The 21,176-nt window shown below is 62.6% G+C and carries 22 protein-coding genes and 1 tRNA gene; 8 read left to right on the top strand and 15 right to left on the bottom strand.

The genetic code is table 11. The features are described from left to right. Window positions 1-126 precede the first annotated feature (126 nt). The gene (locus tag ABM562_RS18705; protein ID WP_460422914.1) at window positions 127-1,392 is read left to right on the top strand and encodes a carbohydrate porin; all 1,266 of its coding nucleotides are present in this window, start codon (window positions 127-129) and stop codon (window positions 1,390-1,392) included. Window positions 1,393-1,482: 90 nt separating this feature from the next. Then, window positions 1,483-1,914 carry an MAPEG family protein gene (locus ABM562_RS18700; protein WP_115087390.1) on the top strand — a complete coding sequence of 144 codons (432 nt, stop codon included), beginning with the start codon at window positions 1,483-1,485 and terminating at the stop codon, window positions 1,912-1,914. A 9-nt stretch (window positions 1,915-1,923) separates the two neighbouring features. On the opposite strand, the gene ABM562_RS18695 is transcribed toward ABM562_RS18700, so the two are convergent. From ABM562_RS18695 to ABM562_RS18675, 5 genes are all read right to left on the bottom strand, one after another. Beyond that, window positions 1,924-2,556: a LysE family translocator gene (locus ABM562_RS18695; RefSeq protein WP_115087392.1), complete on the bottom strand. Its 633-nt coding sequence runs from the start codon at window positions 2,554-2,556 to the stop codon at window positions 1,924-1,926. Window positions 2,557-2,666: 110 nt separating this feature from the next. Beyond that, a tRNA-Gln gene (locus tag ABM562_RS18690) sits at window positions 2,667-2,741 on the bottom strand. A 271-nt stretch (window positions 2,742-3,012) separates the two neighbouring features. Continuing rightward, window positions 3,013-4,248, bottom strand: coding sequence for a saccharopine dehydrogenase family protein (locus ABM562_RS18685; protein WP_115087394.1), 1,236 nt, complete (start codon window positions 4,246-4,248; stop codon window positions 3,013-3,015). Window positions 4,249-4,275: 27 nt separating this feature from the next. Further along, window positions 4,276-5,373, bottom strand: coding sequence for a carboxynorspermidine decarboxylase (nspC, locus tag ABM562_RS18680; RefSeq protein WP_115087666.1), 1,098 nt, complete (start codon window positions 5,371-5,373; stop codon window positions 4,276-4,278). A gap of 105 nt (window positions 5,374-5,478) precedes the next feature. Then, window positions 5,479-6,111 carry a LysE family translocator gene (locus tag ABM562_RS18675; protein WP_460422911.1) on the bottom strand — a complete coding sequence of 211 codons (633 nt, stop codon included), beginning with the start codon at window positions 6,109-6,111 and terminating at the stop codon, window positions 5,479-5,481. A 154-nt stretch (window positions 6,112-6,265) separates the two neighbouring features. On the opposite strand from ABM562_RS18675, the gene ABM562_RS18670 reads away from it, so the two are divergent. Together ABM562_RS18670 and ABM562_RS18665 are read left to right on the top strand one after the other, a co-directional pair. Continuing rightward, the gene (locus ABM562_RS18670; protein WP_258579097.1) at window positions 6,266-6,718 is read left to right on the top strand and encodes an Lrp/AsnC family transcriptional regulator; all 453 of its coding nucleotides are present in this window, start codon (window positions 6,266-6,268) and stop codon (window positions 6,716-6,718) included. 286 nt (window positions 6,719-7,004) lie between these two features. Beyond that, complete coding sequence (locus tag ABM562_RS18665) at window positions 7,005-8,840, top strand: di-heme-cytochrome C peroxidase (protein ID WP_233674339.1); 1,836 nt, start codon at window positions 7,005-7,007, stop codon at window positions 8,838-8,840. Between the two features lie 39 nt (window positions 8,841-8,879). On the opposite strand, the gene gltS is transcribed toward ABM562_RS18665, so the two are convergent. From gltS to ABM562_RS18630, 7 genes are all read right to left on the bottom strand, one after another. After that, a complete protein-coding gene (gene gltS / locus ABM562_RS18660) occupies window positions 8,880-10,088 on the bottom strand; it encodes a sodium/glutamate symporter (RefSeq protein WP_115087402.1) in 1,209 nt (402 codons plus the stop codon). 44 nt (window positions 10,089-10,132) lie between these two features. Beyond that, window positions 10,133-11,071: a formimidoylglutamase gene (gene hutG / locus ABM562_RS18655; protein WP_115087404.1), complete on the bottom strand. Its 939-nt coding sequence runs from the start codon at window positions 11,069-11,071 to the stop codon at window positions 10,133-10,135. 19 nt (window positions 11,072-11,090) lie between these two features. Next, the gene (locus tag ABM562_RS18650) at window positions 11,091-11,816 is read right to left on the bottom strand and encodes an IclR family transcriptional regulator (RefSeq protein ID WP_115087405.1); all 726 of its coding nucleotides are present in this window, start codon (window positions 11,814-11,816) and stop codon (window positions 11,091-11,093) included. A 102-nt stretch (window positions 11,817-11,918) separates the two neighbouring features. Then, complete coding sequence (locus ABM562_RS18645) at window positions 11,919-12,230, bottom strand: NIPSNAP family protein (RefSeq protein ID WP_115087407.1); 312 nt, start codon at window positions 12,228-12,230, stop codon at window positions 11,919-11,921. Between the two features lie 160 nt (window positions 12,231-12,390). Then, window positions 12,391-13,050, bottom strand: coding sequence for an HD domain-containing protein (locus tag ABM562_RS18640; RefSeq protein ID WP_115087408.1), 660 nt, complete (start codon window positions 13,048-13,050; stop codon window positions 12,391-12,393). 153 nt (window positions 13,051-13,203) lie between these two features. Beyond that, window positions 13,204-13,764: a hypothetical protein gene (locus tag ABM562_RS18635; protein WP_115087409.1), complete on the bottom strand. Its 561-nt coding sequence runs from the start codon at window positions 13,762-13,764 to the stop codon at window positions 13,204-13,206. After that, a complete protein-coding gene (locus ABM562_RS18630) occupies window positions 13,761-14,282 on the bottom strand; it encodes a GNAT family N-acetyltransferase (protein ID WP_460422907.1) in 522 nt (173 codons plus the stop codon). Before ABM562_RS18630 ends, ABM562_RS18635 begins: the two co-directional genes overlap by 4 nt. 273 nt (window positions 14,283-14,555) lie before the next feature. Here ABM562_RS18630 and ABM562_RS18625 point away from each other — a divergent pair, with 273 nt between their 5' ends. Beyond that, on the top strand, window positions 14,556-15,563 hold the full coding sequence (locus tag ABM562_RS18625) for a GlxA family transcriptional regulator (RefSeq protein WP_134062221.1): 1,008 nt from the start codon (window positions 14,556-14,558) through the stop codon (window positions 15,561-15,563). On the opposite strand, the gene rarD is transcribed toward ABM562_RS18625, so the two are convergent. After that, a complete protein-coding gene (rarD, locus tag ABM562_RS18620; RefSeq protein WP_258579093.1) occupies window positions 15,527-16,456 on the bottom strand; it encodes an EamA family transporter RarD in 930 nt (309 codons plus the stop codon). The two genes, ABM562_RS18625 and rarD, sit on opposite strands and share 37 nt — an antisense overlap. A gap of 98 nt (window positions 16,457-16,554) precedes the next feature. On the opposite strand from rarD, the gene ABM562_RS18615 reads away from it, so the two are divergent. Further along, entirely contained in the window at window positions 16,555-17,010 is a 456-nt protein-coding gene (locus tag ABM562_RS18615) for an Lrp/AsnC family transcriptional regulator (protein ID WP_115087415.1), read from the top strand. 155 nt (window positions 17,011-17,165) lie between these two features. Here the strand turns inward: ABM562_RS18615 and ABM562_RS18610 are convergent, their stop codons facing one another. Beyond that, a complete protein-coding gene (locus ABM562_RS18610; protein ID WP_460422905.1) occupies window positions 17,166-17,636 on the bottom strand; it encodes an FAD/FMN-containing dehydrogenase in 471 nt (156 codons plus the stop codon). A 100-nt stretch (window positions 17,637-17,736) separates the two neighbouring features. Here ABM562_RS18610 and ABM562_RS18605 point away from each other — a divergent pair, with 100 nt between their 5' ends. Further along, window positions 17,737-18,270, top strand: a complete 534-nt coding sequence (locus tag ABM562_RS18605) for a hypothetical protein (RefSeq protein ID WP_115087419.1) — start codon at window positions 17,737-17,739, stop codon at window positions 18,268-18,270. Between the two features lie 8 nt (window positions 18,271-18,278). Here the strand turns inward: ABM562_RS18605 and ABM562_RS18600 are convergent, their stop codons facing one another. After that, the gene (locus tag ABM562_RS18600; protein WP_134062215.1) at window positions 18,279-19,499 is read right to left on the bottom strand and encodes a benzoate/H(+) symporter BenE family transporter; all 1,221 of its coding nucleotides are present in this window, start codon (window positions 19,497-19,499) and stop codon (window positions 18,279-18,281) included. Between the two features lie 100 nt (window positions 19,500-19,599). Here ABM562_RS18600 and pdxR point away from each other — a divergent pair, with 100 nt between their 5' ends. Next, window positions 19,600-21,114, top strand: coding sequence for a MocR-like pyridoxine biosynthesis transcription factor PdxR (gene pdxR / locus ABM562_RS18595; RefSeq protein ID WP_100782468.1), 1,515 nt, complete (start codon window positions 19,600-19,602; stop codon window positions 21,112-21,114). Window positions 21,115-21,176: the final 62 nt, after the last annotated feature.

Below are 21,176 nucleotides of genomic sequence, written 5' to 3'. Positions count from 1 at the left end.
GGGGGGTGGACGCGTTTCCTAAACCCGCCTCCCCCAAGGAGGGGGCAAACCCCCCCCCCACATTTTGTGGGGGAGGGTTCTCCCCCCGCGATGGGACTTTTACCGACCTCCCAGGAATACCCCGCAATGCCCCGCGCTTCTCGCATCACCCCTGCCCTGCTCCTGGCCCTGGCCAGCTCCACAACCCTGGCCGACGACCTGATGACCCGCAACACCCTGACCGGCGACTGGGGCGGCCTGCGCCACCAGCTCGACGAACAGGGCATCAAGTTCACTGGCGACTACAGCGGCGAAACCGCCTACAACGCCGATGGCGGCCTGCACCGCTCGGCGCGTTACTCGCAGAACCTCAAGCTGGGCGTGCAGTTTGATCTGGGCAAGCTGTACGGCCTGGACAACGGCGGCAAGGTCCAGCTGACGGTCAACGACCGCCGCGGCAACAGCGCTTCCGAAGACCTGGTGGGCAACCGCCTGCCGATCCAGGAAAACTACGGTGGCCTCTATACCCGCCTGACTGAACTGAGCTATGAGCGCACCCTGTTCACCCCGGCACTCAACGTCAAGCTTGGTTACATGGCCATGGGCAACGACCTCGGCGGCCTGGACAGCGGCATTCTCTGCAACTTCATGAACGCCGGTTTCTGCGGCCATCCACTGAACATGTCCGGCGGCAGTGGCTGGACCAACTACCCCAATGCGCACCTGGGCGTGCGGGTCAAATACGACCTGTCGCCGGCCTGGCAACTGCGCGTGGCGGCGTTCAACGTCGACCCCGAAAGCAACGGCAATTCCAGCCGCGCCTGGCATCTGGGGCCCAAGCACACCACCGGCACCGTGGTACCGGTCGAGCTGGTGTACAAGCTGTCGGGCGCACTGCCGGGTGAGTACAAACTCGGTTACTACTACGACAGCTCCGATGTCAAACGCATCGGCAGCGACAAACAGGTGTCCGGCCGTGACGGCCATTACCTGCTGGTGGATCAGGCCGTATGGACCTCGTCGAGTTCCGAGGGGCGCAGCCTGCATGCCTTTGGCCAGTACTCGGCCGCCAGCGCCGCCGCCTCGCCGTTCAGCAAGTGGTATGGCGCAGGTGTCGTGCTGTACAAGCCGTTCGAAGGTCGCCCGCGCGACACCGTGGCCCTGGGCTATGGCCGCGCCGTGCCGAACCCGCGCAGCCGTGATGTGCAGCAAGATGCCGCCGCAGCCGCAGGCGTCGCCTACCCCAACCTGGACAGCGCCGAGCAGTTGATCGAACTCAGCTACGGCTACCAGGCCACCCCTTGGCTGACCTTGCGCCCGGATGTGCAATACATCGTCGAGCCGGGGGCGTTTTCCGGTGACAACATCGACAATGCACTGGTGCTTGGCCTGCAGGTCAAAGCCACGTTCTAAGCCTTCCTGACAACGGTGAGCGCAGGTTGACCTGTACGCGCAAGCGCGATTCAGGCGATGATCGCGCTCCCCGTTTTCAAAGGAATGAAGATGCCTACGCTGATCTCCATCTATGCCCTCTGCGTGGTCGCGCTGTTTGTGAAGATGCTGGCGATCTCCTGTTATCAGGGTTTCTATCGCATCAGCCGCCTGACCTTCAAAAACAGCGAGGACGCCGGGTTTGTCGGCCGCCAGGCGAGCCCCGAGGAGTTGCCGCAGGTCAGCCGCGCGGCCCAGGCCTGGGCCAACGACCTGGAAAACATTCCGCTGTTTTTTGTGCTGGGCGCGCTGTGCCTGGTGTTCAACCCGCCATTGCTGTTCACGGCCGGGTTGATGGTGCTATTTACCGTCGCACGCCTGGTACACACCGTGACCTACCTGGCGCGCTGGCAACCGTGGCGCACCATTGCCTATGCCGTGGGCATCATGTGCCTGCTGGGGCTGGCGGCCATGGTCAGCATGGGCGCCTTGCGGCATTGGTGAGCGAGCGCGTTATACCGCCCTGGCGCTCAACAACCGCACCCCGAGGCCGATGAACAGCGCACCCGTGGCACGCTTGAGCGCCGCCACCACGCGCGAAGCCTTCACGTGCTTACTGAAGTGCAAGGCGCTAAAGCAGTAGAACGAGTGCACGCCGCAGACGATGGCGGCACTGGTCAGGTACATGACCGCGAACTGCTCGGCGATCGGCCGGCCATGGTCGAGAAACTGCGGCAGGAAGGCGCAGAAGAAAATCAGGGTTTTCGGATTGCTGGCCGAGACCAGGAAGGCTTCAGTGCCGATCCGCCATTTCGATTGCGCTGCCGGCACGGCACCTTCGGTGGCAGCGGCTGGAACCGATTGGCGTGCGAACAGCTGGCGTGCACCGAGGTAGATCAGGTACCCCGCGCCAACCACCTTCAAGACCAGGAACGCTGTCGGCAACGCCAGCAACATCGCCCCCACGCCCCAGGCCACGGCACTGATGACCAGCAGTTGCGCCAGCAGGTTGCCGAACAAGGTCACGCCCATGCCTGCCGGGCCATGGCGCAAGGCATTGCGCACGGTCAGCAGTACGTTGGGGCCGGGGGTCAGGGAAGTCAGCAGGTATGCCAGGGAAAAGGTGAGCCAGAGGTGCAGTGCCATGGAGGCAGTCCTTGCCAGGGGGAATAAGTGGCAACAATGACAGTAATTGCACGGGTGTTGCAATTGCTCTGGAAGCGACCATTACAAAGAGGAAAGGTACAACGAGAAAATGGCAGGGGCGGCTGGATTCGAACCAACGCATGGCAGGATCAAAACCTGCTGCCTTACCGCTTGGCGACGCCCCTGTAGCTGTAGCGATGAGTGCCTGGCACTCGCTTGCGATGATGCAACGTGGTGCAACCTGGGAAGTTGCGGGCCTTCGCTGCCAGCCCCGTGAGGACCGTTGCAAGAATGGCTGGCAATTTATCAAACTTCGTTGTGCCTGGGAAGCCCCTGACTGCACAAATTGTTGTTAAAACAGCCACTTACTCTGAATCGAGGCGCCAGATCGGCGCCTCGACCGCTCACCGGGTACACCTAACCTGGTGCACCCGGTGTTTTACCGCTGCGTGGAACTCAGTTCCACGGACGGTCGCCGTTCTCGTCCTTGACCCGGGTCGGCAGGCCCATCACGTCCAGCGCCTTGAGGAACGGCTCGGCTGGCAGTTCCTCGACGTTGACCATGCGCTGCACGTCCCACTCGCCACGGGCGACCAGCAGCGCCGCGGCCACAGGCGGCACGCCTGCGGTGTAGGAAATGCCCTGGCTGTCGGTTTCGGCGTAAGCCTCTTCGTGATCCGCTACGTTGTAGATGAACACTTCGCGCGGCTGGCCGTCCTTGGTGCCTTTGACCAGGTCGCCGATGCAGGTCTTGCCGGTGTAACCCGGTGCCAGCGAGGCGGGGTCAGGCAGCACGGCCTTGACCACTTTCAACGGCACCACTTCCAGGCCTTCGGCGGTCTTGACCGGTTGCTCGGAGAGCAGGCCAAGGTTCTTCAGCACGGTGAACACGTTGATGTAGTGCTCGCCGAAGCTCATCCAGAAGCGCACGTTCGGCACGTCGAGGTTCTTCGACAGCGAGTGCACTTCGTCGTGGCCGGTCAGGTACAGGTTCTGCGAGCCGACTACCGGCAGGTCGTCGGTACGCTTGACTTCGAACATGGTGTTGCTGGTCCACTGGCTGTTCTGCCAGCTCCACACCTGCCCGGTGAACTCGCGGAAGTTGATTTCCGGGTCGAAGTTGGTGGCGAAATATTTGCCATGGGATCCGGCATTGACGTCGAGGATATCGATGGAGTCAATGCTGTCGAAATACTTTTGCTTGGCCAGGGCCGCATAGGCGTTGACCACGCCCGGATCGAAGCCCACGCCAAGAATGGCGGTAACGTTCTTTTGTTGGCATTCCTCGAGGTGTTTCCACTCGTAGTTGCCATACCAGGGCGGCGTCTCGCAGATCTTGCCCGGTTCTTCGTGAATGGCGGTGTCCAGGTAGGCCACGCCAGTATCGATGCAGGCACGCAGCACCGACATGTTGAGGAAAGCGGAACCGACGTTGATGACGATTTGCGATTCGGTTTCGCGGATCAGCGCTTTGGTCGCTTCGACGTCCAGCGCATTCAACGAGAAGGCCTTGATCTCTGCAGGTTGCTTGAGGCTACCCTTGGCCTTGACGCTGTCGATGATGGCCTGGCATTTGGAGATGTTGCGCGACGCGATAGCAATACGACCGAGTTCGTCGTTGTGCTGCGCGCACTTGTGGGCCACCACCTTGGCGACACCTCCTGCACCAATGATAAGAACGTTCTTCTTCAATTTCTCTTTCTCTCCTTTACTGCCAGCTTACGACAGGCTGGACAAGTAGTCTTCGAACCCGAATTCACGAACCAGCTCGACACTACCGTCGAGTTGTTTCACTACGATGGACGGCATTTTCAGGCCGTTGAACCAGTTTTTCTTGACCATGGTGTAACCCGCTGCGTCAACAAACGACAGCCGATCGCCGATGGCCAGCGGACGATCGAATTGGTATTCGCCGAAAATGTCGCCGGCAAGGCAGGATTTGCCGCATACCATGTAGGTGTGTTCGCCCTCGCTTGGCGCCAGCTTGGCGTTCAGGCGGTAGATCAGCAGGTCGAGCATGTGCGCTTCGATCGAGCTGTCGACCACGGCCAGGTGCTTGCCGTTATAGAGGGTGTCGAGCACGGTAACTTCCAGCGAGGCGCTCTGGGTGATCGCCGCTTCGCCCGGTTCCAGGTAAACCTGCACGCCGTACTTCTCGGAGAAGGCTTTCAGGCGCGCGCAGAAGGCATCGAGTGCGTAGCCTTCACCGGTAAAGTGGATGCCGCCGCCCAGGCTGACCCACTCGACCTTGTGCAGCAGATGGCCGAAGCGCTCTTCGATGGTGCCGAGCATCTGGTCGAACAGGCCGAAGTCGTCGTTCTCGCAGTTGTTGTGGAACATGAAGCCGGAGATCTTCTCGATGACGGCTTCGACCTTCACCGGGTCCCACTCGCCCAGGCGGCTGAACGGGCGCGCCGGGTCGGCCAGCAGGTAGTCGGAGCTGCTCACCTGCGGGTTGACGCGCAGGCCGCGGACCTTGCCTTCGGAGGCATCGGCAAAGCGCTGCAGCTGGCCGATGGAGTTGAAGATGATCTTGTCGCAGTTGTCGAGCATCTCTTCGATTTCGTCGTCGGCCCAGGCCACGCTGTAGGCGTGGGTCTCGCCCTCGAACTTCTGGCGGCCAAGCTTGAGCTCGTACAGCGACGACGAGGTGGTGCCGTCCATGTACTGCTGCATCAGGTCGAACACCGACCAGGTGGCGAAGCACTTGAGTGCCAGCAGGGCCTTGGCCCCGGACTGCTCGCGCACGTAGGCGATCTTCTCCATGTTGCGCAGCAGCTTGGTTTTGTCGATGAGGTAGTACGGCGTTTTGATCATTTCGAGGCCCCCGGCCAGGCCGGCCAAAAAAAGGACACGCATTGTGCCTTCCCTTGCTCCAAGTCGAAAGAGCAAAAGCGCTTTTCCCTTGATCAGCGGTCAATTTCAGAGCAACCGAAGGTGGCCGACCCACTGTTCGACGAGCAAAACCGCGGCAATCAGGATCATCGCCAGCCCGGACACCCGGCTGACCACTTTCGCCGCTGCGGGCCGCGACTGCAGCACTGCCTGGGAGCCGAAGCCCACCAGCAGATAGACCACCGCGCAACTGAAGGCATGGACCAGGCCCAGGGTGACGATCTGCACCGGCACCGACCAGGTGGCCATGGCGTCGGTGAATTGCGGCAGCAAGGCCACGAACAGCAGGAAGACCTTGGGGTTGAGGCCGCTGACGCAGGCACCTTTGAATGCCCAGCGCGCCCAGGAGGCCGACGCCTGCGCCTGCCCGGCGTGTGGAACCGAAGGATGGATGAGCATGTTGACGCCCAGCCACAGCAGATAAGCCGAGCCCGCCACGGTCAGCAGCGTGAGGGCCATGGGGGTGCTCGCCACCAGCCCGCCTACCCCGGCAGCCACCACCAGGGTTGCCGCCAGGTGCCCGAGCAATAGCCCCGTCACGGCAGGCACGACCACACGGCCGCGCAGGCCGGCGGAAATGGCATAGGCCCAGTCCACCCCCGGGGTGATCACGAACAACAACGACACCGCCCAGAAGGCGGCCAGCATGTTCAAGGTCATGGCCGCACCGCCGCGTGCTGTGCCTGGAAGTTTCTTGCCTGCATCGCTCTACCTCGTCGCAAATCTGGAGTTCGCAGGGAGATTAGAGAAAAGCTGATAGGATTATCTTTCGAATATTCCAGAACTACCGGCCAATATAGAAAGGTTCTTCCACATGGACAGGATTGACCGCAAGATTCTTGCGCAACTGCAGAACGACGGGCGCCTGTCGGTGACCGAACTGGCCGAACGGGTGGGTTTGAGCCTGTCGCCCTGCCACCGGCGGGTGCGTGCCCTGGAGCAATCCGGGGTGATCCAGGGCTACCGCGCACAACTGGCGCCGGGTGCCCTGGGGCTGAACTTCTCGGCAATGGTGTTCGTGACCTTGCGCGAAGGTGATCGCCCGGCGGTGAGCGCCTTTGAAGCGGCGCTGCAGGAGATACCCCAGATCGTCGAGGCGCAGCGGCTGTTTGGTGATCCGGACTATCTGCTGCAGGTGGTCACCCGCGACCTGCCAGCCTTCCAGCAACTGTACGATGAGCGGCTGTCGGCACTGCCCAATGTGCAGCGCCTGACCTCGACCCTGGTGATGAAGCGGGTTATCGAGAACCGCTCGTTGCCGATGTGAGCCGCGCGCACAATTGTTCTAAAGCCAGCCGCACAAACGCGCTATGGTCGGGCTTGCCCCCCTCACCCCCCGGAGCCCGCCGTGCCCAGCCAGCACTGGATCGCTCTCGCCCAGGCTTCCAGACTCAAACGACGCCAGCACGGTACTGAAAACCTTCTACGCTGCAAGACAAGATCCAGCCTGAATGACGGCGGCGCTGCAATGCGCTAACGCAAACTGAAAGAGGTACTGCCCCTGACCTGATGTTCTAACAACAACGTTGGCTAAGCCACGAAGGATCGAAGAAATGACAATGAAGTCTGTGTTGGCAGCGGTCAGCATCGGAGTCGGGTGCCTGGCTTCGACAGGTGCCCAGGCCGATGAGGCCATTCTGGACCAAAACTGGAGCACCAAGGATCTTGCGCTCTGGCAGAACACCTCCCAGGGCTCGCGCCTGGTGCCCTTGAGCTGGTTGATGGCGCTGGAGGTCGCAGGCACGCGGAAGGCGTTCCTCTCCGAAGACAACATCAAGGCGTACGGTTATACGCCCCACCTTCTGCCCTTCAATGGTTCCACCTTCCGACTGCCTCGCGGTTTCGTCATCGATCAGGGCGACGACAGGACCCTGACCTTTTCCCGCCTGCGCTGGTACGCCAATCAACGGGACCAGGAGCCCTGGGTAGGCATGAACTGCTCGGCGTGCCACACCGCCAATATTTCCCATGGTGACAATACCTGGGTGATACAGGGTGGCCCCACCAATGCGGATTTCCAGAAATTCCTCGATGCCTTTCGAGAAGCACTGTTTGCGACCGCCGAAAACGAAGAATCATTCGACCGCTTTGCACGAAACGTCTTGAAAGATGCCTACACACCGGCCAATCGACTGCAACTGCACACGGCGCTCAACAGCCTGGGTCAGTTCCTCAAGACCAGCGCCTCACTCAACGCTACCGACCTGGAGTATGGCCCCGGCCGCGTCGATGCAGTGGGGCATATTCTCAACCGGGTGGCGCAACTCAATGGCGCCATCGCTCAGACCCCCAACCCTTCGGATGCACCGGTGAGCTACCCGTTCCTGTGGAATACCCCTCAGCACAATGTGGTGCAGTGGAACGGCGTGGCCCCGAACAAGCGCCTGGGCAAGAACGGCCTGGACATCGGCGCCCTGGCCCGTAACGCTTCGGAAGTGGTCGGCGTGTTCGGTGATGTGGCGATGCAGCATGCCCCGCTGCTCAAGGGATTTGCTTCAAGCGTGCGCGTTCAGAACCTTGACCACCTTGAGCGAACCATTCAGAAACTCAAGCCGCCAAAATGGCCGGAACAACTGGGGAAAATCGACCCGGTGAAAGTCAGCCGAGGCGCTGCACTGTTCGCCAACAATTGTTCGAGCTGCCATCTACCGCTGGCGCGCAACGACCTGACCACACCGATCCAGGCACAGATGACGCGCATTGCTGCGCAGGAAACGCCCCAGACCATCGCAACCGATCCCTGGATGGCGTGCAATGCCGTACAGTTCAGCAGTGCCCCCGGCAACCTTCTAGGCGAACACCTCAATGCAGACCGCGGCCATATCGACCATGGCTCGTCGCTGGTCACTCAACTAGGTGTCGCTGCCCGGGAAATACTGTTGAACCAGAAGAGCGAAATTATCGACCTGGCGTTGCGTGGGGTCTTTCATGTCGACCCCCTGGTGGAACTGGAAGTCAGCAAAGACAAGCAACTGAGCATGATGAAAACACTGCTCCCGCCGCATAAAGCCTATCGACTCGAGCAATGTTATGCGCTGGCCAAGAAGAACACGGTGGAGAAAGGCAAAACAGTCCAGAAATACCCGCTGGCCTATAAAGCCCGTCCATTGACTGGCATCTGGGCAACCGCGCCCTACCTGCACAACGGCTCGGTACCCACGCTTTACGACCTGCTGCTGCCGGCAGAGCAACGTCCCTCGCGCTTCAAGATGGGCTCGACCCAGTTCGATCCGGAAAAAGTCGGATTTATCGATGCCTTCGGGCCCGGCAGTCAATTTACCTACGACACGTCCTTGCCCGGTAACTTCAACTTCGGCCACGACTACGGCGCATCGTCCTTCACCGATGCCGACCGTTATGCCTTGGTCGAATACATGAAAACCCTCTAGCCCGGTGGATGGCGGGGCCTTGCGCCCCGCCTCGCCCCATCAGCTGAACGCGTTGATGAACCAGGTAATCAACGGCAACGCGACGATGTCGATCAGCACCGCACCACACAACGGCACGATGATGAAGGCCTTGTAGGAGAACACCTTGTAGTGGTCGCAGATGGCGCCCATGTTGGCCACCGCGTTCGGTGTAGCGCCCAGGCCATGGCCCATGTAGCCGGCGCACAGCACCGCCGCATCGTAATTGCCGCCGAACAGGCGAAACAGCACGAAGATGCACAACAGCACCATGATCAGCACCTGCACCACCAGGATCACCAGCAGCGGCAGGCCCAGTTGCTCCAGCTCCCAGAACTTCAGGCTCATCATCGCCATGGTCAGGAACATCCCCAGGCTGATGTCGCCCAGGGTGCTGACGGCGTTGTCGGGGATCTCGATCAGCCGTGCGCGGTCGTTGAAGTTGCGCGCCAGAATGGCAACGAACATGGCGCCGACATACACCGGCAGAACAATTCCCAGGTGCGCCTTCAAGGCATCGCCAATCCAGAAACCGAGCACCATGATCACCAGCATGCAGGTCAGCAGGCGCAGCAGCACCGGCGCATCGAGGCTGACCACAGGGGTTTCGTTGGCTTTTTCCAGGGCTTGCAGGGCATCGGCCTTGTCCGCCTGAACCACCAGTTTCTTGCGCTCGATCAGGTAGCGCGCCACCGGGCTGCCGAGCAGGCCACCGGCAACCATGCCGAAGGTCGCCGAGGCCAGCGCTGCGGTGGTGGCGCCGACAGTGCCGAGGCTCTCGGCGATCGGACCAAACGCTGCGGCCGCACCAAAGCCGCCTTCCAGCGACACTGCACCGGCCATGATCCCCAGCAACGGGTCGATGCCCAGTGCCTTGGCCATGCCCACGCCGACCAGGTTCTGCACCAGCGCCAGGGCCCAGCAGGCGCCGAGGTAGACGAACAGGATCTTGCCGCCCTGGCGCAGCAAGCCAAGGCTGCCCCCCAGGCCCACGGTGGTGAAGAACGCCACCATCAGCGGCGTTTGCATGGCGGTGTCGAGCTTGATGTCCAGCCACTGCTGGTCACGCAGCAGCCACACCACCAGGGCGAAGCCGAAGCCGCCGATGACCGGGGCCGGGACACAGAGTTGGCGCAGCCAGTAGCTGTGCTTTTTCAGTTGTGCGCCCATCGCCAGCAGCAATAGCGCCAGGGCGACGGTGGTCAGAGCATCGAGTTGCAGGGTCAGCATGGTTAACACTCTTCTTTTTATAGTTGGATCAGGGGGTAAGGGTTTCAGTCGACCAGGCTGGCCAACAGCCGCGCACCTATGCGCGCCGTTCGCTGGTCCTGGTCGAGGCCAGGGTTGAGTTCCGCGATATCGGCCATGCGCAACTTGCCGCTCGCTTTGGCGCGGCGGGCCAGGTGCTCGACCACCATCAACTCGACACCATGGGCCGAAGGCGCACTGACGCCAGGCGCCTGGCTTGCCGGTAGCACGTCCAGGCAGAGGGTCAGGTACAGGTGGTCGATGCCACTGAGGAAGTCATCGACAAAGGCTTCGAGAGCGGCGATGTTCCACGGCTGCATCTGCCGATCAAGGCGATAGCGCACGTTCAGGCGCCGGGCCTGGTCGAACAGCGCCTGGGTATTGTTCAACTCGCTCACGCCCAGGCAGCAATACTCAAAGGCCATGCCCGCCTGCTGGCAGTACTCGGCGATCTGCCGGAACGGCGTGCCGGAACTGCTCTGGGCGCTATGGCGCAAGTCGAAGTGCGCATCGAAATTGACGATGCCGATGCGCGGGCGCTGTTCGTGCCGTCGCAGATGTCCGGCCAGGCCAAGAAAACTGGCGTAGGCGATTTCGTGCCCGCCGCCCAGGCCCAATGGCAGATGCCCTTGATCAAGCAGTTGCGTCACTCGCTTGGCATAGGCCTGCTGGGCGCCTTCCAGATCGCTGCCGAGGCAGACGAAGTCGCCGCTGTCATACACCGGACGCTGGCCGCGCCAGGCCAGGTTAGCCAATGCCTTGCGTAGGGCCGGTGGCCCCTGGCGCGCACCGCTGCGGCCCTGGTTACGGATGACACCTTCATCACAGGCCAGGCCCACCAGGGCGTTGCCTGCCGGTTGATCGTCAGCCCAGGGCCGCACCCATTGGTGCCAGCGCAATGCCGACGCACCTTCCGCGGCATCGACGCGACCCTGCCATAGCGGCAGTGCGGTATTGCTGTTCATGCGGGGTACTCCAGTAGATTCAGTCCAGCCGCGCACCGATGCGCAGGGCGACCTCACAGGTCCAGCGGGTCAGGCGCTCGCTGTTCTGCCGGGCTCGAATGGCCGGGGCCATCAGGCTGATTGCGCCGTGCAGGCGGTTGCGGCTGTCGAGCACCGGAGCACTGACGCCCCAGATGCCGTCGTCGATTTCACCGAGGCTGATGGCATAACCCTGGTCACGGATCTGCACGAAGCTCTGGCGGTAACTGTCCAGTGCTTCAGCCTCCAGGCCCTGTTCCTCGAGAATGGCCAGGCTGCGCGCCGGCTCCATGTGCGCCAGCAACACCCGCGCCGAAGCGCCGACCCGCAACGGTTGGGCCAGGCCCTTCTGGTAACAGCAGCGCAGCGGCTGCGGACTGTCGATCAGTTCGATACAGATGGCCTGGCCGTTACTGGGCACCATCAGTGCCACGCTTTCCTGGCTGAGTTCGGCCAGGCGCCTGAGCTCGGGCTTGGCCAGCGACACCAGCAGCGCCTCACGGTCGAATTTCTTCGCCAGCTGCAGGCAGGCCGGGCCCGGCAGATAGCGGCCATGACCGTTGTCCTCAGCCAGCCCCCAGCGCAGCAGGGTCTTCAGGTGCCGATAGGTACTGCTCAGGGGCTGGTCCAGTTGCAGACTCAGCTCCTTGGCCGACACGGCCTCGTTGGCCTGGCCGAGGGCAACGAGGATTTGCAGCAGGCGATCGGTGGGCGCGGTGTAGGTCATATGTGCTCCTTGTCGCCATGGTGCACAGTCTTTCTCAATAGGTGAAACTCGATTCCCATTGAGTGGGAAATGCCCTACTTATAGAGGCTGAGCCGCCGTTTGTCAGTCCCGACCGAATACTGGCCGAAAGAACGAACGCTCATAGCTGAGGATGCACCGGGTATCCTGGGCGTACTGGAAGGCGGCCAGGCACTCAGGGTCGTTCATCGAGTCCTGGCGGTAGCGTTCGTACTCGGCAAGGCTTGGGAAGGTGAACATCGCCAGGGCGATATTGTTGGCGCCTTCCGAGGGCAGGAAGTAACCGTGGTGCTGGCCGCCGAAGCGTTCCACCAGCGGGATCCAGAGTTTGCCGTAATGCTCGAACTCGGCGAGTTTGTAGGGGTCGAGGACGTAGCGCAGGTAGCAGGTGATCATCGGTGGGTTCTCGCTCAGGTTGTTGTCCAGGGAAATGGCAGAACTGAAATCAGTCCCACTCCATCTTCACATCGGTTTTACGGCGAAATTGATCAACAATTGATGGGTGGTGAGCGTCAGTGGGTTCACTGAGGCGTCCTTTCGGTCAGTGTGGTGTCGATCAAGGCTGCGGGCTGCCAATCTCATCCATGAAACCTTGCACAAACAGCTCAAGCCGCCGATGCCGCTCCGCCGCCAGGCGTGCGCCCTCCCCGGTCTGAAAGCCCGAGGCCAGCTTGAGCAGTTTGCTATGGAAGTGTTCGAGGCTGTACTGCCGGTCCTGATAGTCGCGCCCTGCTGCGGTGGGATTATTGAAGTCGTACAGGGCAGAGCCCATGCGCCCGCCGACGTAGAAGCAGCGGGCCACGCCGACCATGCCGATGGCGTCCAGGCGGTCGCTGTCCTGAAGGATTTTCGCTTCGAGGGTTTCAGGCTGCAAGCCAGCAGAAAAACTGTGGGTGGCGATGGCGTGGGCCACGGCGCTGATGCGCTCGGCGGGCCAACCCAGTTCAGCCAACAGTTTTGCAGCCTTATCCGCAGACAGGCTCGAGGCCTTTGAGCGCAGTGGGGAACTCTTCTCGATCACGACGCAGTCGTGCAACAGCGCGGCGGCCAGGAGGAGGGTCAGGTCGCCGCCCTCTTGGGCCTGAATGGTGCGGGCGTTGATCCAGACCCGGTGGATGTGAGCCAGGTCGTGGGAGCCATCGCCGTTGTCCGCAGGCAAGTGCGGCAACAAAATGTCGGCGAGGTCTTGGCAGGGATCGAAAGGTTGGGCTGGCATCAGGAATGGCGTCTTGGACCGGGTTATCGAAAATACGCCAGCGGCGCCTGGATTGCGACTGCTTCGCACTCGATCGCGGGTCAAGCCGCTCCCACAGGTTATGCACCAGAGTCAAGAACAGCACCGGATCCGCCCTAACCCAGGCAACTCCATTTATCCGCGATGGGACGCGGCGCGCCCATAAATCAGCAACTCGCCACCCGTGGCGATCACCAGGCTCAGGCCGGTGTAGGAAAACCCGAATGCGCGCACTTCGGTCTCGATCGCCAGGGTATGAAACTGCCAGGGACGGTTATAGCGCGCACCATGCAGCCACGAACCCGGCTCGACCAGCAGCAGGTGCTGCTCGGGCCAGGCCAGGGTGATGTTCTCCACGACCCAGCCATCGCTGGTGCTGATCGGCAGGCTGCCGCCCTGAATGCCGGCCATGCGAATCACCCGGTCGTGCAACGGGCCGATGCCGCGGGTTTCCAGGTAATGGTCGCTGCCGAGGTTGTCGGTACGGTCGCGGGCAATTTTCTCGCCGGTGCGACAGTCGATCACGCTACGGCCTGAACTTGAGGCCACCAGCAGCCGCTCGCTGTCGCGGTCGAAACCGATTTCCAGCAGGCCGGCGACGGTGAACTGGCCGGTCAGTTTCCACGGCGCGGGTGCTGGCGAGACCGGCTGTTGGCGGATGGCCTGGCGTAACGGGTCGAGGTGTCTGCTGGTCATGGCGCCTTCCAGTGCTGATGCGTCAGCCGGTACACACGCACGGGCCGGCCGTGAAACTGCACGGTATCGAACGCATTGAAACCGGCTTTTTGCGCCACGCGCAAGGAGGCGACGTTTGCAGATTCAATGATCGCAATGACTGCAGGCTGTTGTTGCTGGCTGAATACATACTCCAGCACACCCTTCACCGCCTCGCTAGCGAGCCCCTGACGCCAATAGCGCATGGCCAGCCGATAGCCCAGGCTGGCCTCCTGCACCCCTGCGACCTGCTCCGGGCTGACCCCGCAGAACCCGACCAGCTCGCCGCTGGCCTTGTCGACCAGGGCCCACTGGCCCATGCCGTAATTGGCATAGCACTGCACGCACCAGTCGATGAAGGCACCCGTCATCTGTTCGTCACAGACGCCGCGCAGCGAGAACTTCATGACCTCGGGGTCGCTAAGGATGGCCGTCAGGGCGGGCAGGTCCTGGCGAGAGAGTTCGCGGACGAGCAGGCGCGGGGTTTCGAACAGGGGCATGGATACTTTCCTTGTATCGGTGTAGGAGCGGCGGTGCAGCGCCGCTCCTACAATCCCTATCGCCAGCCGGTTGGTCAACCCTCGCGGGAAATCGGCACTCCTGCGCTGGCTTTCGGCCCAGCCACGAGATATGACCGTTTTTTCATGGGTAGCCTCCAGAGGGGTTCTGAAGGTTAGGTGTGCCGGGTCCGCCAGGGTTCATTTCGATTGCCATTGCGGGCAGGGCAATATCTGGCATCATCGCCTCAACCTGCCAGTTCGCGGAGCCGCGCCTTGCCCACCCCACGCCAGTTCAGCAAGAAATCCAGCACCAGCAACATGCTCAATCTCAAACACCCTGTGGCGGCCTCTACCCCGGCTTATCAGGTGGGTTTCCTGCTGCTGGAGAACTTCTCCATGGCCAGCTTTACCGTGGCGATGGACGTACTGGTCACGGCCAACCTGCTCAAGAGCCAGCTGTATTTGAGCACACCGTTTTCCCTGGGCAGCGAACGGGTGACCAGTGACCTGGGCCTGGAGATCTATGCCGCGCACATCGACCGCGCGGCCCTGGACCACCTGGACATGCTGATCGTCTGCGGCGGCTTGCGTACCCCGCTCAAGTACCCGGAGCTGGACAGGCTGCTGGCCGATGCCGCCGCCCACCAACTGGCCCTGGGCGGGTTGTGGAACGGTGCCTGGTTTCTCGGCCGCGCCGGGGTGCTGGAAGGCTACAACTGCACCATTCACCCCGAACAACGGGCAAGCCTGGCCGAGCGCAGCCCGCAGTGCACCATCACTCCGGCAAGCTTTGTGCTCGACCGCGAGCGCCTGACCGCCGCCAGCCCCAACGGCGCGCTGGAGATGATGCTGGGGTTGCTCAAGTTACAGCATGGCGAGGCGCTGGCCGAGGGTGTCGAGGAGATCCTGGCGTTTTCCAGTGCGCGCTTTCGCCGGGTCGACAGCAGCCAGAAAAAAACCATGAGCGCGCCACTGCGCACCATCGTCGAGCTGATGGAAAGCAACCTGGAAGAGACCCTCAGCCTCGATCAGCTGGCAGCCTACAGCGGCCGTTCGCGGCGGCAGATCGACCGCCTGTTCCAGGCGCAACTGGGCACCTCGCCGAGCCGCTACTACATGGAGCTGCGCATCACCAAGAGCCGGCGCCTGCTGCAGTATTCCGACCTGCCGCTGATGGATGTGGCCATTGCCTGTGGCTTTGTTTCGGTCTCGCACTTCAGCAAGTGCTACTGCGCCTACTTCGGCTACCCGCCTTCACGCGAGCAGCGGCTCGGCGAGTAAGTGCGGCGGTTGCCGTTGAGGCTCAAGCCGCCCTCCACCACCAGTACCAGCACCGCCAGCCAGATCGCCAGGTAGGTTGGCCACTGCGCCGGGGCGATGCTGTCGCCCAGCAGCACCGCGGCCACCACCAGCAGCACCGGCTCGACATAAATCAGCAGACCGAACAGGGTCAGGTTCAGGCGCGGTGCCGACAGTGCTTGCAAGCCCAGGGCCGCCGCGCTGATCGCACCCAGGCCGAGCACCAGCCAGGGCAGGTTCGAGGCCAGCCCGGCAAGGCCGAGCACCACCCCGCCCTTGAGCACGAAGTACAGGCTCACCGGCAGGCTCAAACTCATGTCGAACCACAGCCCGCCCATATTGTTGGTGTCGGTCACCCGGCGCAGCCAGAAATACAGGGGGTAGCCCAGGGATACCACCAGCACCGGCCAGGAAATCGCCTTGGCGATGGCGATCTGGTTGATGATGCCCAGCGCCGCCAACGCACACGCCAGCAGTTGCAGGCGGCTGATCGAATCCTTGAAGGCCAGGCGGCCGACAATCACCATGACCAGCGGCATCAGGAAGTAGCCCAGCGATACATCCAGGCCATGGCCGTTGATCGGCGCCCACATGAACAGCCACAACTGCACGCCGAGCAAGGCTGCCGAGACCAGGCGAATCGCCCAGAACCAACGCTCCTCGAACAGCCGCTGGAAGATCCGCCGCACCTGCGGCCAGTGTCCGCTGGCGATCACCATCAGGGTCAGGCACGGCACGGTCAGCAGAATCCGCCAGCCGTAGATTTCGGCGCCGTCGAGGGGCGCGAGCAGGCTGGTATAGGCGTACATCACCGCGAACAGCACCGAGGCGAGGACATTGAGCACTACACCCAACGTGGAGTTATGCGCGGTCATTGCAAATTCCCTAATGAGGAGCCACAGACGGTGATAATTTATTCCACAGGCACTGATAAGTGCCCTCGTTTTCACCCCTCAAGATGAGAAATTTTTGCATGGACCTGGACGAATTCGACCTTGCCCTGCTCGCCGCCTTGCAGCGCGACAACAGCCAGCCCCTGCGCGAGCTGGCCGAGCAGGTGCACTTATCAACGGCCTCGGTACAGCGGCGTATCCAGCGCTTGAAAAAGACCGGGGTGATCCAGGCCAACGCCGCGGTCATCGACCCGGACAAAGTCGGCCAGGTGATTACCCTGATGGTCGAGGTACATGCCGACCGCACCCAGTCAGCGGACCTGGAAGTGATGAAGCGCGCCTTCTCTGGGCCTGAAATTCAGCAGTGCTATTACGTCACTGGCGATGCCGACTTTTTGCTGGTGCTGACGGTGGCGAGCATGACCGTGTTCCAGAACATCGCCCAGCGGCTGTTTCACGATAATCCGAACGTGAAGTGGTTCCGGACCATTGTGGTGCTGGAGCGGGTCAAGACGACCTTGCAGGTGCCGCTGTAAGATCTGCGCCGGCCTGCACTGCCCATGTGGGAGCGGGCTTGCCCCGCGATGGGGTCAGTACAGCCTCCCCATCAGGTGGCGTCTGGATTGCGACCGTTTCGCGCTCGATCGCGGGTCCAGCCCGCTCCCACAGAGTTGCGCTGCATCCAAATCCACTATGGCTGCGGCAACGCCTTGAGCGCTGTGGCCAACGCCTCGGCACTGGCATATTCCTTCTGCCCCGCCATAACCCCCTGCTCCAACTGAATCCACAGCACCTTGTCTTCAGCCCCCGGATAGCGCGCAACCACCTTGCCGTCGCGGTCCAGCACCACCCGGTAGCTGTAGTCGCGCATGGCCGGAATCGCGAACAGCTTGCTGATCAGCGCCGGCATGCGCTGAATATCAGCGACGAACACCGCATCGCGCGCTTCCAGGTAGCCCTTGGGCTGTTCGCCCACTGCAGCCTGGACCAGCTTGGCACCGTCCATGTTGCGCGCCACCAGCAGCACACGGGTCTGCTCGTTGAGGCTGTAGGCCTGGTCGTGCTGGTCGAGCAAGGTAAAGGGTGCCAGGCGTTCACCGACTTCGGCGGCGCTGGCCAGCAGCGGCATCAGGCTCAGTAGCAGGGTAATGGCGTATTTCACAGGTGACCTCATTGTCAGTGCAGGACTGCTGATCCTAGCGTGGATGCGAGGGCTGCAGTACCCTTTGCGCTCATTTCAAGGAGGACCCGGTGTGCCAAGGATGCTGACATTGTTGCTCTGCTGTGCCCTGTTCCCGAGCACCGCCTGGTCGGCGCTGAGCCTTGGCGAGTTCACGCTGGGCATGCCGCGCGCGCAGGTCGTGGAGGTAATGGAGCGGCATTTCACCCGGGTCTGGCTGATCAACGGCGTGCACTACAACGTGCCCCGTCAGTACTACCAGGCTGTCGACCCGGTACCGGGTATCGAACCCTACAAACTCGGCGGCGTCGAGGTCAGCCGCATCGAAGCGGCCTTCGACAAGGATGACCGCCTGCGCCAGGTTTCGCTGTCGCTGGAGACCACCGACGGCGAACGCGCCATGCAACTGGTGCCGTTGATGCGTCAGGCCAAAGAAGCGCCGAACAGCAGTGGCCGCCACGACCTGCTGCTCGAAGACGGTGAACTGACCTACTGGACCAGCGCGTTCTGGGAGTGGACGGTGATCAACATCGCCGACAAGCCCACTTCGCTGGAGAACATCCCGGCACGGGCGCGCAGCGACGAGAATCAGCGCGCCAAGGCGGCCAAGCGCTGATCGCTGCATTACCCCTCGCCATTGCTGGCACCGATCACCCCTGCCCGCTCCCGGCGCGGCAAGCGGCCATTGAGCACGGCATAAGCGCCCAGGCCGATCACCAGCCCCCAGAACGCCCCGCCGATACCGAGCAAACTGATATTGGCGGCCGCAGCCAGAAAGGTGATCAACGATGCTTCGCGGGTTTTCGCATCGGCCATGGCATTGGCCAGGCTGCTGCCAATGGTGCCCAGCAGCGCAAGCCCCGCCAGGGTGCTGATGAAGGTGGCCGGGAAGGCCATGAACAGCGCGGCCAGGGTTACCCCGAAGACGCCGACAAGAATGTAGAACACGCCCGCCGCCACCCCGGCGATCCAGCGCTTGGCAGGTTCTTCGTGGGCTTCCTTGCCGGTGCAGATCGCCGCGGTGATCGCGGCGATGTTGAAGGCGTGGGAGCCGAACGGCGCCATCAACAACGAGCCCAGCCCGGTAACGGCGACAATAGGGTTGGCACTGGCCTTGAAGCCGTCATTGCGCAGCACCAACATGCCGGGCATGTACTGGCCGGTCAGGGTAATCAGGAACAGCGGCAGGGCCACGCTGAGCATGGCATTGAGCGAAAATGCAGGCGCGGTGAAGACCGGCGTCGCCAGTTGCAAGCGCAGCCCCGACAGCTCGACCTGCCCGCGCATCAGCAAAAAGCCCAGCCCCAGCAGCAGGATGCCGACCACCGCATAGCGCGCACTGAAGCGCTTGAAGAGCAGATAGGCCACGATCAGCAGCGCGGCCAGCAACGGGTCGACGCTGAGCCCGGCAAAGGCACCGATGCCGAATTGCAGCAGGATCCCGGCCAGCAGCCCCGCCGCAATGCCCGGCGGGATCAGGCGGATGAGCTTGTCGAAACAGCCCGATAAGCCCAGCAGCACAAACGCGGCTGCCGAGATCAGGTAGGCGCCCACCGCCTCGGCGTAGGGCGTACTGGCCAGGGCCACGACCAGGAAGGCGGCGGCCGGTGTCGACCAGGCGGTGATGATCGGCTGGCGGCTGAGCCAACTGAGCAACAGCCCGCTAACCCCCACGCCGATGGATACCGACCACACCCAGGAAGCCGTGAGGGCCGGGCTCAAACCAGCGACCTTGGCCGCTTGGAACACCAGGATGAAGGTCCCGCCGTAATTGACGATAACCGAGATGAGACCGGCAATGAGCGGGTGCATGAGGTCGCCGGGGCGTAGTGCTGAAGTAGACATGGCGGCAGGGTTCCTTGCGAAGAGGCAGTGACGAGCGACCGAGTGTACGAATAGACTGGCCTGCCCGTTCAGGCCAGTTTCTTCACTTGCGGCAGACCACATGGCAACCACGTTCGAGCTTGAAACCCTGAAGATGCGCGTCAACGACGCCGAGTTCGCGCCGCTGGACCTGCACCAGCGCATCCAGCGTGCCCTGCGCGCACTGATCCTTGAAGGCGCCCTGGCCGGCGGCGTCAAGCTGCCCGCCAGCCGCGCCCTGGCCAAGTCGCTGGGGGTCGCCCGCGACACCGTCGAGAACGCCTACGTGCAGTTGCAGCGCGATGGCTACATCCTGCGTCGCGAGGGCTCGGGCAGCTATGTCTCGGACAGCCTTGGCGCCGAACTGCGCGGCAGCACGCAACGGCGCATCCGCGCCCAGGCACAAAAACGCAGCGATCTGCAGCCCGGCCAGGGCCTGAGCCAGCGCGGACGCATACTGTTCGACAACGGCGGCGTCAGCGACCAGCAGGCAATCAAGGCCTTTGCCACCGGCCTGCCGGAAACCCGCTCGTTCCCGCTGGAGGTCTGGGAACGCCTGCAGCGCCAGGCCGTTAAAGACCATCGCGGCAACATCCTGCTGCACGGCGACCCACAAGGCAGCGAGGCCCTGCGCAAGGCCATTGCCACCTACCTGAACCTGGAACGCGGCGCCAAGGTGGCGCCCGAGCAGGTGCTGGTGCTCAGCAGTACCCGTCAGGCACTGTTCCTTTGCGCGCAGATGCTGGTCGACGCCGGCAAACCGATCCTGCTGGAGAACCCCGGCTACTTTGGCGCGAAGAAGGCCTTTGAAGCGGCGCAAGCGCGGGTCGTGCCGATCGACGTCGATGCCCACGGCATCCGCACCGACCTGTTGCGCGCCGACCGCAGCGGTGCCAGTTGCGTATACGTCACCCCGTCGCACCAGTATCCCACGGGCGCGACCCTGAGCCTGGAGCGGCGCCTGGAGCTGATCAACTGGGCAGCGGAAAACGGCAAGTGGATCATCGAGGACGACTACGACAGCGAGTTCCACTACGACGGCCTGCCGACCGCCTGCGTGCAGGGCCTGGACCGCCACCAGCGCACCCTCTACATCGGCACCTTCAGCAAGACCCTCTATCCCGGCCTGCGCATCGGCTACATGGTGCTGCCAACGCAACTGGTGGCGCCGTTCAGTGCGGCGCGCAGCATTGTCGACGGACACACGCCGCAGGTCCTGCAACTGACCCTGGCGCGCTTCATGGACGACGGCCACTACAACGCCCATGTACGCGCCATGCGCAAACTCTACGGCGGGCGCCGGGCGTGCCTGCTCGACGCCATTGGCAAGCACCTGGCGGGCATCGTCACGGCCATGCGCCCGCCGGGTGGCCTGCAGATTCCCTGTTTGCTGGAGCCAGGCTGGTCAGAACAACAAACCCTGCGCCTGGCCGCCCGCGCCGGTGTGCAGTTGCCGGGGCTCAGCCGTTTGTATGCCGGTGAACATAAACAACAGGGCTGGTTGCTGGGCTATTCATCGCTGACGGCCAGCGAGATCGAAACGGCAATCCGGCAACTGGCCAAGGCCCTCTGCAGGAGCGGGCTTGACCCGCGATGAAGCCCGTTCAACCAACACATCAGGCGGCGCTCGCTGAAAGGCCAACCTCAATCGCTCGATCA

It is taken from the genome of Pseudomonas sp. ZL2 (assembly GCF_054788455.1).
The sequence above is the reverse complement of the archived record's forward strand: the minus strand, read 5'-3'. Positions and strand labels throughout refer to the sequence as shown.